A 14,899-nucleotide genomic window follows, 5' to 3' on the forward strand; every position below is an offset into this window, starting at 1 on the left:
CAACTCCTGCTAGATACTGCTAGATAGCGGCACCGAGAAAGGGCAGGTCAGCGACATACGTGCAGGTCGCGATCCCGCCCGGGAAGTTGCCCGACAGATCGACCGCATCTTCTGGGAGACCAAGAAGGCCTGACCTTCGCCGTCTCCTGAACACCCGGAAGGGCCCGGCCGCACCACGGTCGGGCCCTTTCGCGCGTCGTGAGGGCAGGGGCGTCGCCCCCGCCCGGCGGGACGTCAGGGCGTGGTGGGGAGGGTGTAGCGGCGTTTGGGGTGGGAGGTGGCGCCGAGGCGGTCGTAGAAGCGGATGGCGCCGTCGTTCCAGTCGGGGGTCTGCCATTCGACGCGGGGGAGGCCGAGGGTGCGGGCCTCGGTGCGGACGGCGGCGACGAGGAGGGGGCCGAGGCCGTGGCCGCGGGAGGTCTCGGCGAGGTAGAGGCAGTCCATGTGGAGGTAGGCGGCGCCGTCCCAGGTGGAGAGTTCGGGGGCGCAGGTGGCGTAGCCGGCGAGGGTGCCGTCGGGGAGGGCGGCGACGAGGCAGCGGAGGCGGGGCGGTTCGGGGCCGAAGAGGAGGCCGGCGAGGCGGTCGGCGAGGCCGGGGGCCGGCGGGGCGGCCTTCTCGTACGCGGCGTGCTCGCGGACGAGTTCCACGACGCGGGGCAGGTCCCCGGGCTCCGCGTGTCGTACCACTGCCCGGCCGGGGCCGTCCTCGCGTGTGCTCATGCGGTCATCATGCACGGTCCCACGGACAGTTCGGCGGCCGTGCCCTGGCGGCGCAGCCACTCGCGGTAGGGGGCGGCCCGCAGGGCCACCTCGCGGTAGGCGGCGGCGAGTTCCGCGTAGAGCAGGTCGAGGGGGGCGCCGGGGCGGGCGTAGAGCAGGAGCCGGACGGCCAGCGGGTCGCCGCGGAGGGGGCGGATGGCCATGTCGTCGCGCGGGCCCGAGGTCGGCTGGCAGGGGGCGACGGCCTCGCCGAGCACGACGAGCGAGGCGGCGGTGTGGTAGTCGCCGTGGAGGAGCGGCGGGTCGATGCCGGCGGCGCCGAGGACCCGGCGCAGGCCGTCCCATTCGCCGTCCACGGTGGGGTCGACCATCCAGTGGTCGTCGGCGAGGTCGGCGAGGTCCACGACGGCGCGGCCGGCGGTGGGGTGGTCGGGGGACATGGAGATGAACTGCGGTTCGCGGGCGACGAGGACCCGTCCGGCGAGACCGTCGGGGACGCGTAACGGGCAGCCCTCGACCTCGTGGACGAACGCCACGTCGAGCTGGCCGGCGGCGACCGCCCTGAGCAGCGCGTGGGCGGAGACGTCCATGCGGAGGCCGATGTCGGTGTCCGGCAGCCGCTGGCGGAGCCGGCGGAGCCAGCCGGGGAGGGCCCGGCTGGCGGTGGAGCCGACGCGGAGTCCGGGGCCGTCGGTGCGGGCGGCGGCGGCGCGGGTCTCGGTGACGAGCGCGGCCATGTCCGCGACGAGGGGGCGGGCCCGGCTGAGCAGGGAGCGGCCGATCGGGGTGGGGCGGCAGCCGGTGCGGCCGCGGGAGAACAGTTCGGCGCCGAGGGAGTTCTCGATCCGGCGCAGTTGGGTGGTCAGCGAGGGCTGGCTCATGCCGAGTTGCCGCGCCGCCTTGTGCAGGCTGCCCGTGTCCGCGATGGCGCACAGCGCGCGCAGGTGTCTCACCTCCAGCTCCATGCCCCGAGGGTAGGGCGGCGGCCGGGCGTCGCACCAGATATCCGGAACTCTTCAATCGCCTTGCATTCCAAGGTAGTTGAGGGCACCGAACCAGGGTGATGCGGTGGAGCTATCGGGGGTTGGCATCATCCCCGCGCGCCCCGGCTGCCCCGAGACTCTCTCCCGACCCCAACAGGAGGAGCCCCCCATGCGTCACCCCAAGGTCCTCACCTCCGTGCTGACCGCCACCCTCGGTCTCGGCCTCGCCGCCTCCCTCGGCACCGCTCCGGCGGCCGCCACGGCGCCGGCCGCGCCCGCCGGCGGCGCCACCGCGGCGTACGCCGGTTCGGCCGCGGAGGCCAAGGCCAACCAGGCGTTCTTCGACGCCGTCGTGAAGTCGGTGGCGAAGAAGCGCGCCGCCGCCCCGGGCGCGGCCGCCGTCACCGTCGTCTACAGCTCCGCCAACGCCCCGAGCTTCCGCACCCAGATCGCCCGCTCGGCGCAGATATGGAACAGCTCGGTCGTCAACGTCCGGCTGGTCGAGGGAAGCAACCCGGACTTCCGGTACTACGAGGGCAACGACTCGCGTGGCTCGTACGCCAGCACCGACGGTCACGGCGGCGGCTACATCTTCCTCGACTACCGGCAGAACCAGCAGTACAACTCCACCCGCGTGACGGCGCACGAGACCGGTCACGTGCTCGGCCTGCCGGACCACTACAGCGGTCCGTGCAGCGAGCTGATGTCGGGCGGCGGCCCCGGCACGTCCTGCCAGAACGCCCAGCCGAACGCGCAGGAGCGCTCCCGCGTGGACCAGTTGTGGCGCTACGGCCTGGCCTCCGCGTTCAAGACCTCCTGAACCGGCGGCGTCCGGACCGGCACGGGTCGGCCCGGTAGCGCGTGATCGACGGACGGCGGCGGCCCGCGACGGGTCGCCGCCGTCGCGTTCGGGCGGCGTCCGCCGTCAGGCCGTCTGGAGGAGGCGGCGGCCGAAGTCCGCGCCGGGCGGCAGCTGGCGCCGGACCCGGTCGAGCGCCCCCTCGAAGTCGCCGCCGGCGACGCACGCCTCGAAGGCCGCGCCGCCGTAGTGCAGGGTGAGGCTGAGGTCGCCCCGCTCACCGAGCGTCAGCAGACAGGCGAGGGTGGCCTGTTGGGTCACGCCGTCGAGGACGACGGGGAGGGGCAGGTCCCATTCCAGGACACAGTGGGTGAGGAGACCGGCGGCCGCGCCGTCCCCGGTCGCGCTCAGCGCGGCGAAGCTCTCGCCGGTGTACTCGACCCCCCTGATCCGGGTGGCGACGCGCCGCCCGTCGGCCGTGATGACGATCGCTTCCGCGCCGCTGCGGTCCCGGTACCAACCGGTCCAGACTTCTGTCGACTCCGATGACATGCGCGGACTGTAGCGGTATGACCGGCTCCGGCGCGCGGCCGGTCACCCCGGGGCCGGACTTCTCCCGATCTCGCCGTTCTTGCCGGTCACGTGGGGGGTCGTCTCTTCCGGGGCCTCGTAGAGCGCGCACTCCGGATTGCGGCAGGGCTGCGCCTCCCACTCGGGCACCCAGGCTCCGAGGACCTTGTGCCGGGTGGCCAGGGTGGACCGCGGAACGCCGCACGCCGGGCACTTCGGCTCGACCCCCGGGTCCCGTGTCGTGCGCGCCGCCTCGTCGCCCATGTCTCCAGGGTAGGACGCCCCGCCGGGCCGCGCGTCCCGGCGGTCCGCGGCCCCGGCCCCGGTGGCGGTGGCGGTGGCGGTGGCGGTGGCGGTGGGCGAGGGCCTACCGCTTCCTGCTGTACGTGCGGACGAGCACGCCGTTGTCGAAGGTGCGCACCTCGCCCAGCTCGAAGTCGCGGGGCTCGAAGCCGGCGCCGAACATCGGCATGCCGCTGCCGTAGACCTGGGGGTAGGTCTTGATGATCAGCTCGTCGATCTCCTCGATGAGCTCGCCGGCGAGGGTGGAGCCGCCGCACAGCCAGATGTCCAGCGGGCTGTCCTCCGCCTTCAGCGCGCGGACGCGGCCGACGAGGTCGTCGGAGATCAGCTCGACGTGGGGGTCGGGCGACTCGGTCAGCGAGCGGGTGGCGACGAACTCGCGCAGGTGGGCGTACGGGCTGGTGACGCCGATGTCCAGCGCGAGCCGGTACGACCCCAGCCCCTGGATCACGGTGTCGAAGTGCTTGTTGTCGCCGTCGACGCCCATGACCGCGCGGGCCTGGGTCGGGATGCTCTCCGGGTACTCGGCGCCCATCCACTGGGCGTAGGCCCCGCCCGCGAACGCGAACATGCTGGTGGCGTCCCCCTCGGGGTCCCCGATGAAGCCGTCGATGGTGCAGGCGATGTAGTAGGTGAGCTTGCGCAAACCGGTCCTCTTCCTCGGGGTGGCGTGGCCGCGTCCGCAACCACGACAGTTATAGTGCTTCACCTGTAGTGGTTACGCAAGCCCTATGTTCGAAGAGAACGAGCCCAGCTCGAGAAGGAGCCCGACGTGGCGAGGAACCCGGAACGCCGAGCGGCACTGCTCGACGCCGCGATCGAGGTACTGGCGGACGAGGGGGCCCGCGGGCTGACCTTCCGGGCGGTCGACGCCCGGGCCGGAGTCCCCACGGGCACCTCGTCCAACTACTTCACCGACCGGGACCAGCTGCTCTCCCAGGTGGGCGACCGGATCTTCGTCCGGCTGACCCCGGCGCCCGACGCCCTGGAGACCGCCCTGCTGCCGACGCCCGGGCGGGAGCTGGTCCTGGAGCTGATGCGCTGGGTCGCCCGGCGGCTGGCGGCCGAACGCACCTGCTACCTCGGACTCTTCGAGCTCCGGCTCGAAGCCGTGCGCCGCCCCGAGCTGCGTACCCAGCTCACCAAGGTGCTCCGCTCCGACCTGGACGAGAACATCCGCGGGCACCTCGACGCCGGGATGCCCGGAGACGCCGACACGGTCCGGCTGCTCTACTTCGCCCTCACCGGGCTGCTGCTCGACCACTTCACGGTCCCCGAGCTCCACGGGGACCGTGACCTGGACGACCTGATCGAGACCGTGGTGGCCCGGATCGTCCCCGCGGAGTGAGCCGCCGCGGCCGGGGTCAGCGGGTGCGGCGGGTGACGAACTCCGCGAGGGCGAGCAGGTCCCCGGCCGCCGACAGGTCCGGCACCGCCTGGGCCAGGTACTCCACGGCGCGGCCCATGCGCTCGGCCGCCTGGGCCTGCGCCCAGTCACGCCCGCCGGCCCGCTCCACCGCGTCCGCCGCCGCCCGCACCGCCGCGGCGTCGAGGGCCGGACGGGAGTAGAGCTCGGCCAGCTCGTCCCCCGCGGCGGTGCCCGAGGCGAGCGCCGCCACCACGGGCAGCGACTTCTTGTGCGCCACGAGGTCGGCACCGGCCGGCTTCCCCGTGCGGTCGGGGTCCCCCCAGATCCCGATGAGGTCGTCGATCAGCTGGAACGCGAGCCCGGCCTCCCGGCCGAAGGCGTCCATGGCCGCGACCTCCTCCTCGCCCGCGCCCGCGTAGAGCGCGCCGACGGCGCAGGCGCAGCCGAGCAGGGCCCCGGTCTTGGCGGTGGCCATGGCCAGGCACTCGTCGAGCGAGACGTCGCGGGGGCCGCGCTGCTCGAAGGCGCAGTCCGCCTGCTGCCCGGCGCAGAGCTCGATGATGCAGGCGGCGAGGCGCGCGGAGGCCGCGGCGGAGGCGGGGTGCGGGTCCTCGGCGAGCAGGCGCAGGGCCAGCGCGCTCATCGCGTCCCCGGCCATGAGGGCGTCCGGGATGCCGAAGACGGTCCAGGCGGTGGGCCGGTGACGCCGGGTCGGGTCCTCGTCGACGATGTCGTCGTGGAGCAGGGTGAAGTTGTGCGCGAGTTCGACGGCGGCCGCGGCCTTCACGGCCTGGGCCGTCTCGGCGCCGAGGGCGCGGGCCGCAGCGAGGACGAGGGCGGGCCGGATCGCCTTGCCCGTCTGTCCCGCGTCCGGGGTGCCGTCGGCCCTCTCCCAGCCGAAGTGGTACATCGCCACCCGCCGTATGGAACCCGGCAGGGTCTCGACGGTGGAACGCAGTTGGGGATGGACGGCGGCACGCGTCTGGTCCAGGAGCCGCACGGCCCCCTGGCCGTCGGTCGCGGCGTCCGCGCTGGTCACGGTCACGGTCTTTTCCTTCGCATCCTTCGCGGCAGCGGGTCGGACGGCGCGCGGGGGCGGGAGGGTCCGGCCCCCGCCCCCGGGCGTCGCAGGCTCAGCGCCAGCGGCTGACCTCGACGTTCTCCAGGACGCCGAGGGCGTCCGGGACGAGGATCGCCGCCGAGTAGTAGGCCGTCACGAGGTACGAGATGATCGCCTGCTCGTCGATGCCCATGAAGCGGACGGAGAGGCTGGGCTCGATCTCGTCGGGCAGACCGGTCTGGTGGAGACCGATCACGCCCTGGTCGGCCTCGCCGGTGCGCATGCAGATGATCGAGGTGGTCCGGGCGTCGGAGACCGGGATCTTGTTGCACGGGTAGATCGGCACGCCGCGCCAGGTCGGGATGCGGTTGCCGTTGACGTCGATGGTCTCCGGCACCAGGCCGCGCTTGTTGAGCTCGCGGCCGAAGGCCGCGATGGCACGGGGGTGGGCGAGGAAGAGCTTGGATCCCCGGCGGCGGGAGAGCAGCTCGTCCATGTCGTCGGGGCTGGGGGCGCCGTCGTGCGGCTGGAGCCGCTGCCCGTAGTCGCAGTTGGCGAGGAGGCCGAACTCCTTGTTGTTGATGAGCTCGTGCTCCTGGCGCTCGCGGAGCGCCTCGACCGTGAGCCGCAACTGCTGCTCGGTCTGGTTCATCGGCTGGTTGTAGAGGTCGGCGACACGGCTGTGGACCTTGAGCACGGTCTGGGCGACGCTCAGCTCGTACTCGCGGGGCGAGGCGTCATAGTCGACGTAGGTGTGCGGGACGACCGCCTCGCCGACGTGGCCGGCGGAGAGGTCGATGGCCGCCTCGCCGTAGGTGTTGGTGCGCTGGTCGGGCAGGGCGGCGACGGTCGCGAGGTGCGCGGCGAGCGAGACGACCCGGTCCGCGAGGTTGCGCACGTCGTCCCGGGTGAGTTCGAGGACCGTGCAGGCCGTGGCGGCGCGGGCGGTCCACTCCCAGGTGGCGTCCTCGCCGACCAGGGCGGCCTCGCCGAGGTAGGCGCCGTCGGCGAGGACGCCGAGGACGGCCTCGTCGCCGTAGGGCCCCTCGCCGATCTGCTCGATGCGGCCGTGGGCGAGGAGGTGGACGCGGTCGGTGGGCGCGCCCGCGGTGGCGATGACCTCGCCCGCCGCGTACTCCCGCTGGGTGCAGCGGGAGGCCAGCTCGGTCAGGGCGTCCTCGTCCTCGTACCCCCGCAGGGCCGGGAGCTCGCCGAGCTCGGCGGGGATGACCGCGACGCGCTGTCCGGTCTGGACGAAGGTGACGCGGCCGTCGCCCACGGAGTAGCTGAGCCTCCGGTTCACCCGGTACGTGCCGCCCTGCACCTGGACCCACGGCAGCGTCCGCAGCAGCCACCGGGAGGTGATCTCCTGCATCTGCGGAGCCGACTTGGTGGTCGTGGCGAGGTTCCGCGCGGCGGCGGTGCCGAGACTCTGCTGCGGCGCCTGCTGCTCCGCGCGGACGTCGTCGCCAACCGAACCAACGGACATGGAACTCCCTCTCGTATGACTGAGTTGCGAGTCGAAGCCTTTCAGCACGGAACGTGTCGACGCCATTACACAATCGGGTGGGACTGTTCGACGATCTTCGGGGCATGTCACGTGATTTCCCTCCGAACAGCGGAACCCCACGCGCCCCGTGACGCACTGTCCGGATCGGCTCGCACGCGGTCCGAACGCATGGCGGCGGAGGGGCGGAATCCGGTACTCCGGAAGTTCACCCGTCCCCCGAAGGGAGTCCGCCATGGCCACACCCATGACCGCGAGCAGGTTCCTCCACGCACTGCGCGAGGAGGGCCTCACGGTCGTCCAGGTCGGCGACTGGTCCACCCACAACCGCAACCACAAGGGACCCTGGGGCCCGGTGCACGGCGTGATGATCCACCACACCGTGACCCGGGGCACCGCCGCGACCGTGCGGATCTGCCGCGACGGCCACGCGAACCTGCCGGGGCCGCTCTGCCACGGCGTCATCGCCAAGGACGGCACGGTCCACCTCGTGGGCTACGGGCGCGCCAACCACGCCGGACTCGGCGACGACGAGGTGCTCAGGGCGGTCATCGCCGAGCGCCGCCTGCCGCCGGACGACGAGGCCACCACCGACGGCAACCGCCACTTCTACGGCTTCGAGTGCGAGAACCTCGGGGACGGCGTCGACCCGTGGCCCAAGGTCCAGCTGGAGGCCATCGCGAAGGCCGCGGCGGCCGTCTGCCGGGTGCACGGCTGGACGCAGCGCTCGGTCATCGGCCACCTGGAGTGGCAGCCGGGCAAGGTGGACCCGCGCGGCTTCACGATGGGCTCGATGCGGGAGCGGATCGCCGACCGGCTGCGCTGACCGCGCCGCCCGCACGGACAATGGCCGGGTGAACGCGTTCGACCCCTCCCGCCTGCGCCCCCGGCTCCCCTCGCCCCTGGAGCCGGTGGAGGACGAGCGCTTCGCCCGGCACGGGCTGACCCTGCTGCTCAAGCGGGACGACCTCATCCACCCGGACCTCCCGGGCAACAAGTGGCGCAAGCTCGCGCTCAACCTGCGCGCGGCCGGCGGACGGCCGGTCCTCACCTTCGGCGGCGCCTACTCCAACCACCTGCGGGCGACGGCCGCCGCCGGCCGGCTGCTCGGCTTCCCCACGGTCGGCGTCGTGCGCGGCGACGAGCTGGCCGGACGGCCGCTCAACCCCTCGCTGGCACGGTGCGCGGCGGACGGGATGCGGCTGGAGTTCGTGGACCGGACCACGTACCGCGCGAAGCACGAGCCGGCCACCCTCGCCGCGCTCCTGGCGCGGGCCCCCGCGGGCGCGTACGTGGTGCCCGAGGGCGGCAGCAACGCCCTCGCCGTCCAGGGGTGCGTGGAGCTGGGCCGCGAGCTCGCCGGCGAGGCGGACGCGGTCGCGGTCGCCTGCGGCACGGGCGGCACCCTGGCCGGTCTCGCGGCCGGGCTGGGGCCAGGGCAGCGCGCGCTGGGGGTTCCGGTGCTGCGGGGCGGCTTCCTGGGCGGGGAGGTCCGGGCACTCCAGGAGGCGGCCTTCGGCGGCCCGCGGGGCGACTGGGCCCTGGACGAGCGCTTCCACGGCGGGGGCTACGCGCGCACGTCCCCCGAGCTGGAGGCGTTCGCACGGGATTTCGAGGCGCGGCACGGACTCGCCATCGAGCGGCTGTATGTGGCCAAAATGCTGTTCGGCCTCGTCGTCCTGGCGCACGAGGGCGCGTTCCCGGCGGGCACCCGGCTCGCGGCGGTGGTGACGGGGGCGCCCGAGCCGTCCTGACCGGCGGGGCTCAGTCCGTCTCCCGGTAGGCGGCCGCCTCCTCCAGGTCGAGCCGGCGGAGCAGGGTCCGCATCATCTCGTCGTCGATGCGGCGCTCGTCGCGCAGCTGGACGAAGACCTCGCGTTCTGCGTCGATCATCACGCGCGAGAGGCGCCGGTAGGTGTCGTCGGCGGTCTCGCCGGTCACCTCGTTGACGGCGCCGAGCCGCTCCCAGACCGCGTTGCGCCGCCGCTCCATGACGGTCCGCAGCCGGTCGGCCAGGGGCTGGGGCAGCGCGTTGCGCTCGTCCTCCAGGAGCGCGTCGAGGCGTTCCTCGGCGGCCCTGGACGCCTCGCTCTGGGCCTGCGCCTCGGCCAGCGTCTCGGCGTACGTGTCCCGCCCGGGGAGCCTCAGGAGCCGGATGAGGGGCGGCAGGGTGAGCCCCTGGACGACCAGGGTGCCGATGACGGTGGTGAAGGTGAGGAAGAGGACGAGGTTGCGGGCCGGGAACTCCACGCCGTCGGTGACGACGGGGATGGAGAACGCGATGGCCAGCGAGACCACCCCGCGCATGCCGGCCCAGCCGACGACGAGGGGCGCCTTCCAGTCGACGCCCGGCTCCCGCTGCCGGACCCGGTCGGAGAGCCAGCGGGGCAGGAAGGTCGCCGGGTAGACCCAGACGAAGCGGACGACGACCACGGCGACGAAGACCCCGGCCGCGTACCAGGCCGCCTCGCCGATGCCGTACTGCCCCAGGCCCTGGACGACGTAGGGCAGCTGGAGTCCGATCAGGGCGAAGACGGCGGACTCCAGGACGAAGGCGACCATCTTCCAGACGGCCTCCTCCTGGAGCCGGGTCGCGAAGTCGACCTGGTAGGCCCGGTGGCCGAGGAAGAGGCCGACCACGACGACGGCGAGGACCCCGGAGGCGCCGACCTCCTCGGCCGCCGCGTAGGCGACGAAGGGGATGAGGAGGGAGAGGGTGTTCTGGAGGAGGGCCTCGCCGAGGCGGCAGCGGAGCCAGTGGATCGGGAGCATGAGGACCAGGCCGACGCCGACGCCGCCGATCGCCGCGAGCCCGAACTCGCGGAGCCCGCCGGCCCAGCTGACGCCCTCTCCGACGGCGGCCGCGAGAGCGACCTTGTACGCGGTGATCGCGGTGGCGTCGTTCACCAGGGACTCGCCCTGGAGGATCGTGGTGATCCGGTGCGGCAGGCCCAGTCTGCGGGCGATCGCGGTGGCGGCGACGGCGTCCGGCGGCGCGATCACGGCGCCGAGCACGAGCGCGGCGGTCAGCGGCAGGTCGGGCACCAGGACGTACGCGAGCCAGCCCACGGCCACGGTGGCGAAGAGGACGTAGCCGACGGAGAGCAGCGCGACCGGCCGGATGTTGGCCCGCAGGTCCAGGTACGAGGAGTCGAGGGCCGCGGTGTAGAGCAGCGGCGGCAGGATCAGCGGGAGCACGATGTGGGGGTCGAGCGTGTAGTCCGGCACCCCCGGCAGGTAGGAGGCGGCGAGGCCGACGGCGACGAGCAGCAGCGGCGCGGGCACGGGGGTCCTGCGGGCGAACCCCGCGACGGCGGTGCTCGCCGCCACCAGTGCCACCAGCTGCAGTGCGTCCATGCCCGACCCCGTTCCGTGCCGCAACGTAACCTGGCCATCATGAGCGAGTGCCCGCACGTTGCCGAAATGCCGCGCCCCGAACCGGCGCCGCTGGCCGTCACCTGTCCCCAGTGCCTGGCGGACGGCACGCACCCGGTGCAGCTGCGGCTCTGTCTGACCTGCGGCCACGTCGGCTGCTGCGACTCCTCGGCGGGGCAGCACGCGACGGCGCACTTCTCGTCGACCGGCCACCCGGTCATGCGCACGTTCGAGCCGGGCGAGGCGTGGCGCTGGTGCTTCGTGGACGGCTCGATCGTCTGACCTCCCCGGGGCCCGGCGGGCCGGGGACGCGAGGACGCCGCGCACACCGTTCGCGCGGGGGGAGGTTCGACCGTCGCGCGGTTGGGTACGTCCTCCCTCCGCCGGTCGCACGGTTTCCGTCCTTCGCACACCCCTGGCCACCGTCCGCTCCCATGGGCCTACCATGGGTGACGAGCGTGATCGGGGGCCGGGGGGCTCGCGGCGACACGGCGGGACGGATCGCGATAGCGTCACGGCGGACCGCGCAGCCCCCTGCGTACCGCCCGGTTCGGGGGCCTCTCCCCCGGACCCCGAATGAGCTTGTGCCACCTTGGAGGTGAGGGTGTCCCAGATCGCAGGCGAGCCCGGGACCCAGGACTTCGTGGAAGTCCGGCTGCCCGCTGCGGGTGCCTATCTGTCCGTGCTGCGTACGGCCACGGCCGGCCTCGCGGCGCGCTTGGACTTCACCCTCGACGAGATCGAGGACTTGCGGATCGCGGTCGACGAGGCCTGCGCCATTCTGCTCCAGCAGGCCGTGCCGGGGTCCGTCCTCAGCTGCGTCTTCCGGCTGGTCGACGACTCCCTGGACGTGACGGTGTCCGCCCCCACCACGGACGGCAGGGCCCCCGAGCGGGACACCTTCGCCTGGACGGTGCTGTCGGCGCTGGCCGGAAAGGTGGAGTCGTCGGTGGCCGATGACCGTACGGTCTCGATCAGCCTGTACAAACAGCGCGGCGCGGGGCCAGGCCCGGCGTGAGGAGCGGGGACGCGACGGCCGGCATCCCTGAGCAGCAGGCGCGGCCGCATGAGGTCGCTACGGAGCAGGCGGACCAGATGAGCGAGCACGAGCAGCACCACGAGGTTCCCGGCGCCTCGGGCGTCCCGGAGGCCCCCGGGACGCCCGAGGGCGCCGCCGGGCTGCCCGGAGTGCCCGGGCAGCCCGGGAGCGGGCAGGCCGGACCGGACGAGGCGGCCGGTGCCGAGGAGAAGGCCGCGCGGTCCGACGCGCCGGACGGGGCCGACGACGCGGACGGGGCCGACGAGCCGTCCGAGCCCGTCCCCCACCCGCACGACCGGAGCGGCGCCCGCGCCCTCTTCTTCGAGCTGCGCGAGCTGCCGGAGGGCTCCCCCGAGAAGGCGGAGCTCCGCAACCGTCTCGTGCGGATGCACCTGCCGCTGGTGGAGCACCTGGCCCGGCGCTTCCGCAACCGCGGCGAACCGCTGGACGACCTGACGCAGGTGGCGACGATCGGCCTGATCAAGTCGGTCGACCGGTTCGACCCGGACCGCGGGGTCGAGTTCTCGACCTACGCGACGCCCACGGTCGTCGGCGAGATCAAGCGGCACTTCCGCGACAAGGGCTGGGCGGTCCGGGTGCCGCGCCGGCTCCAGGAGCTGCGGCTGTCGCTGACCACGGCGACGGCCGAGCTCTCGCAGCAGCACGGCCGGTCACCGACCGTGCACGAGCTGGCCGAGCGGCTCGGGATCTCCGAGGAGGAGGTCCTGGAGGGGCTGGAGTCGGCGAACGCCTACTCGACGCTCTCCCTGGACGTCCCCGACACCGACGACGAGTCGCCGGCGGTGGCGGACACCCTGGGCGCCGAGGACGAAGCACTGGAGGGCGTCGAGTACCGCGAGTCGCTCAAGCCGCTCCTGGAGGACCTGCCGCCCCGCGAGAAGCGGATCCTGCTGCTGCGCTTCTTCGGGAACATGACCCAGTCGCAGATCGCGCAGGAGGTCGGCATCTCGCAGATGCACGTCTCCCGGCTGCTGGCCAGGACCCTGGCGCAGCTGCGGGAGAAGCTCCTGGTGGAGGAGTAGGTCAGGCCTCCTGGCCGGGGCGCCGGATGCCGAGCGCCTCGGTCGTGGCCGGGTTCACCAGCAGGACGAGCCCGGCGACCGCCAGGGCGGCGAGGACCCCGCCGGCGGGGACGATCACGCCGTCGGCCGCGATCATCTGCCAGGCGACCGGCAGCGCGAGGATCTGGGTGATGACGGCCGGGCCGCGGCTCCACGAGCGGCGCAGCCAGAGGCCGCGGGCCGCGGCGAGCGGGATCAGGCCGAGGGCGGCGAGCGTCACCGCGCCCGTCAGGCCCCCGGTGAGGTCGCCGGACGACGCGGTCAGGGCGTGCACCAGCATGTACACAGCCCCGGCGAGGAGCCCGAGGGCCTCGGTGCCGGCCACGACCGCCGCGGCGGCGAGACGGGTGGGACGGGGGGTCTGCTCCGTACTGCTCATAGAGGGCAGGGTAGCCGGGGCGGGCCCGGGGCCGGACGGCCCGGGTGCGGGCGCCCGGCGACGGCCTGGACTGCACCCGGTACCGCCGGGTAGGTACGCTGGCGGTCATGCGCGCACTTCTCGTGGTCAACCCGGCAGCCACCACCACCAGTGCCCGCACCCGTGACGTGCTCATCCACGCGCTCGCGAGCGAGATGAAGCTGGAGGCGGTCACCACCGAGTACCGCGGGCACGCGCGCGACCTGGGCCGGAGGGCCGCGGACGCGGGGAACATCGACCTGGTCGTGGCCCTCGGCGGCGACGGCACGGTCAACGAGGTGGTGAACGGGCTGCTGCACGGCGGGCCCGACCCCGACCGGCTGCCGGGCCTCGCGGTCGTCCCCGGCGGTTCGACGAACGTCTTCGCCCGCGCGCTGGGGCTGCCGAACGACGCCGTGGAGGCGACCGGCGCCCTGCTGGACGCGCTGCGCGAGCGCCGGACACGGACGGTGAGCCTCGGGCTGGCGTCGGGAACGCCGGGCACCGAGGACGAGGGCGTTCCGTCCCGCTGGTTCACCTTCTGCGCCGGCCTCGGATTCGACGCGAGCGTCATCGGCCGGGTCGAACAGCAGCGGGAGCGCGGCAAGAGATCGACGCACGCGCTCTATCTGCGCCAGGTGGCCCGCCAGTTCCTGGAGGAGCCGCACCGCCGGCACGGCACGATCACCCTGGAGCGCCCGGGGTCCGAGCCGGTCGAGGACCTCGTCCTCTCCATAATCTGCAACACCTCCCCCTGGACCTACCTGGGCAATCGTCCGGTGTACGCGTCCCCGGAGGCGTCCTTCGAGACCGCGCTCGACGTGCTCGGACTGAGCCGTCTCTCCACTCCGGCGGTGGCCCGCTACGCCACTCAGCTGCTCACCTCGACCCCGGAACGGGGCCCGCGGGGCAAGCACGCCGTGACTCTTCACGACCTGACCGACTTCACCTTGCATTCGAAGGTCCCCCTCCCCCTGCAGATGGACGGAGACCACCTGGGACTGCGTACGAGCGTGACGTTCACAGGCGTACGCCGTGCACTGCGTGTGATTGTGTGAGTGGAAGGGCCCAAAGTCCTTTCACTCGAACGTTTAGGCGCGCATCCACCCCTTAGAAGTACGGCTGTGACCTAGCCGACACCGAGGAATCAAAAAAAACTTTCCGGAAGGGGTTGTATCCGTTGCTGGGGTTTGGGAGTCTCTTCTTGGCGATCGGGACGGCCCGCAACACCGGCCTCCACTGAGAGCCAGAACCCCTCCTCAGCACAGGACCACACCAGTTCACCTGGCAGTCGGCCCTTCCCTTGCGGGGGGATTCGTGAAAGCGTTCACATTCACAAGCAACTGGCACGTAACACTGAGAGAGGTAGCAGCCATGGACTGGCGTCACAACGCCGTTTGTCGTGAGGAAGACCCCGAGCTGTTCTTCCCCATCGGCAACACCGGTCCTGCGCTGCTGCAGATCGAGGAAGCCAAGGCCGTCTGCCGCCGCTGCCCCGTCATGGAGCAGTGCCTGCAGTGGGCGCTCGAGTCCGGCCAGGACTCCGGCGTCTGGGGTGGCCTCAGCGAGGACGAGCGCCGCGCGATGAAGCGCCGTGCCGCTCGCAACCGGGCGCGTAACGCGAGCGCCTGAGCCACCTGCACAGCCTGAGGCACGCGGCGCGTACATCGTGTACGCAATCACCGCTCCCGAGCC

The 14,899-nt window shown here is 73.0% G+C and carries 18 protein-coding genes; 9 read left to right on the forward strand and 9 right to left on the reverse strand.

Translation table 11 applies throughout. The features are described from left to right. Window positions 1-234 precede the first annotated feature (234 nt). A complete protein-coding gene (locus ACZ60W_RS10640) occupies window positions 235-720 on the reverse strand; it encodes a GNAT family N-acetyltransferase (protein ID WP_469754976.1) in 486 nt (161 codons plus the stop codon). Next, window positions 717-1,685 carry a LysR family transcriptional regulator gene (locus ACZ60W_RS10645; protein ID WP_469754977.1) on the reverse strand — a complete coding sequence of 323 codons (969 nt, stop codon included), beginning with the start codon at window positions 1,683-1,685 and terminating at the stop codon, window positions 717-719. Before ACZ60W_RS10645 ends, ACZ60W_RS10640 begins: the two co-directional genes overlap by 4 nt. Window positions 1,686-1,872: 187 nt before the next feature. Here ACZ60W_RS10645 and snpA point away from each other — a divergent pair, with 187 nt between their 5' ends. After that, complete coding sequence (gene snpA / locus ACZ60W_RS10650; protein WP_469754978.1) at window positions 1,873-2,523, forward strand: snapalysin; 651 nt, start codon at window positions 1,873-1,875, stop codon at window positions 2,521-2,523. A 105-nt stretch (window positions 2,524-2,628) separates the two neighbouring features. Here the strand turns inward: snpA and ACZ60W_RS10655 are convergent, their stop codons facing one another. From ACZ60W_RS10655 to ACZ60W_RS10665, 3 genes are all read right to left on the reverse strand, one after another. Further along, window positions 2,629-3,054 (reverse strand): DUF6304 family protein, encoded by a 426-nt coding sequence (locus ACZ60W_RS10655; protein ID WP_469754979.1) that lies wholly within the window; start codon window positions 3,052-3,054, stop codon window positions 2,629-2,631. 42 nt (window positions 3,055-3,096) lie between these two features. Beyond that, complete coding sequence (locus ACZ60W_RS10660; RefSeq protein WP_469754980.1) at window positions 3,097-3,336, reverse strand: hypothetical protein; 240 nt, start codon at window positions 3,334-3,336, stop codon at window positions 3,097-3,099. Between the two features lie 103 nt (window positions 3,337-3,439). Then, window positions 3,440-4,021, reverse strand: coding sequence for a dihydrofolate reductase family protein (locus ACZ60W_RS10665; protein WP_469754981.1), 582 nt, complete (start codon window positions 4,019-4,021; stop codon window positions 3,440-3,442). Between the two features lie 126 nt (window positions 4,022-4,147). On the opposite strand from ACZ60W_RS10665, the gene ACZ60W_RS10670 reads away from it, so the two are divergent. Next, complete coding sequence (locus tag ACZ60W_RS10670; RefSeq protein ID WP_366307462.1) at window positions 4,148-4,723, forward strand: TetR/AcrR family transcriptional regulator; 576 nt, start codon at window positions 4,148-4,150, stop codon at window positions 4,721-4,723. A 16-nt stretch (window positions 4,724-4,739) separates the two neighbouring features. Here ACZ60W_RS10670 and ACZ60W_RS10675 read toward each other — a convergent pair whose 3' ends face one another. Together ACZ60W_RS10675 and ACZ60W_RS10680 are read right to left on the reverse strand one after the other, a co-directional pair. Further along, window positions 4,740-5,789 carry a family 2 encapsulin nanocompartment cargo protein polyprenyl transferase gene (locus ACZ60W_RS10675; protein WP_469754982.1) on the reverse strand — a complete coding sequence of 350 codons (1,050 nt, stop codon included), beginning with the start codon at window positions 5,787-5,789 and terminating at the stop codon, window positions 4,740-4,742. 88 nt (window positions 5,790-5,877) lie between these two features. Then, window positions 5,878-7,293 carry a family 2B encapsulin nanocompartment shell protein gene (locus tag ACZ60W_RS10680; protein ID WP_469754983.1) on the reverse strand — a complete coding sequence of 472 codons (1,416 nt, stop codon included), beginning with the start codon at window positions 7,291-7,293 and terminating at the stop codon, window positions 5,878-5,880. A gap of 253 nt (window positions 7,294-7,546) precedes the next feature. Here ACZ60W_RS10680 and ACZ60W_RS10685 point away from each other — a divergent pair, with 253 nt between their 5' ends. Both ACZ60W_RS10685 and ACZ60W_RS10690 read left to right on the forward strand, forming a co-directional pair. Then, window positions 7,547-8,137 (forward strand): N-acetylmuramoyl-L-alanine amidase, encoded by a 591-nt coding sequence (locus tag ACZ60W_RS10685; protein ID WP_469754984.1) that lies wholly within the window; start codon window positions 7,547-7,549, stop codon window positions 8,135-8,137. 28 nt (window positions 8,138-8,165) lie between these two features. After that, window positions 8,166-9,065, forward strand: coding sequence for a 1-aminocyclopropane-1-carboxylate deaminase/D-cysteine desulfhydrase (locus tag ACZ60W_RS10690; RefSeq protein WP_469754985.1), 900 nt, complete (start codon window positions 8,166-8,168; stop codon window positions 9,063-9,065). A 10-nt stretch (window positions 9,066-9,075) separates the two neighbouring features. Here the strand turns inward: ACZ60W_RS10690 and ACZ60W_RS10695 are convergent, their stop codons facing one another. Next, entirely contained in the window at window positions 9,076-10,668 is a 1,593-nt protein-coding gene (locus ACZ60W_RS10695; protein ID WP_469754986.1) for a Na+/H+ antiporter, read from the reverse strand. 39 nt (window positions 10,669-10,707) lie between these two features. On the opposite strand from ACZ60W_RS10695, the gene ACZ60W_RS10700 reads away from it, so the two are divergent. From ACZ60W_RS10700 to ACZ60W_RS10710, 3 genes are all read left to right on the forward strand, one after another. Next, window positions 10,708-10,968, forward strand: coding sequence for a UBP-type zinc finger domain-containing protein (locus tag ACZ60W_RS10700; RefSeq protein WP_469754987.1), 261 nt, complete (start codon window positions 10,708-10,710; stop codon window positions 10,966-10,968). A 322-nt stretch (window positions 10,969-11,290) separates the two neighbouring features. Continuing rightward, entirely contained in the window at window positions 11,291-11,704 is a 414-nt protein-coding gene (locus ACZ60W_RS10705) for an ATP-binding protein (RefSeq protein ID WP_019889334.1), read from the forward strand. Then, window positions 11,701-12,768, forward strand: a complete 1,068-nt coding sequence (locus tag ACZ60W_RS10710; protein WP_469754988.1) for a SigB/SigF/SigG family RNA polymerase sigma factor — start codon at window positions 11,701-11,703, stop codon at window positions 12,766-12,768. Before ACZ60W_RS10705 ends, ACZ60W_RS10710 begins: the two co-directional genes overlap by 4 nt. A 1-nt stretch (window position 12,769) precedes the next feature. On the opposite strand, the gene ACZ60W_RS10715 is transcribed toward ACZ60W_RS10710, so the two are convergent. Further along, window positions 12,770-13,186, reverse strand: a complete 417-nt coding sequence (locus ACZ60W_RS10715; RefSeq protein ID WP_469754989.1) for a hypothetical protein — start codon at window positions 13,184-13,186, stop codon at window positions 12,770-12,772. A 107-nt stretch (window positions 13,187-13,293) separates the two neighbouring features. Here ACZ60W_RS10715 and ACZ60W_RS10720 point away from each other — a divergent pair, with 107 nt between their 5' ends. Next, window positions 13,294-14,262 carry a diacylglycerol/lipid kinase family protein gene (locus ACZ60W_RS10720; protein WP_469754990.1) on the forward strand — a complete coding sequence of 323 codons (969 nt, stop codon included), beginning with the start codon at window positions 13,294-13,296 and terminating at the stop codon, window positions 14,260-14,262. Window positions 14,263-14,578: 316 nt separating this feature from the next. Then, a complete protein-coding gene (locus ACZ60W_RS10725; protein WP_003953983.1) occupies window positions 14,579-14,836 on the forward strand; it encodes a WhiB family transcriptional regulator in 258 nt (85 codons plus the stop codon). Window positions 14,837-14,899 lie beyond the last annotated feature (63 nt).

The organism is Streptomyces sp. NPDC104202 (assembly GCF_055584185.1).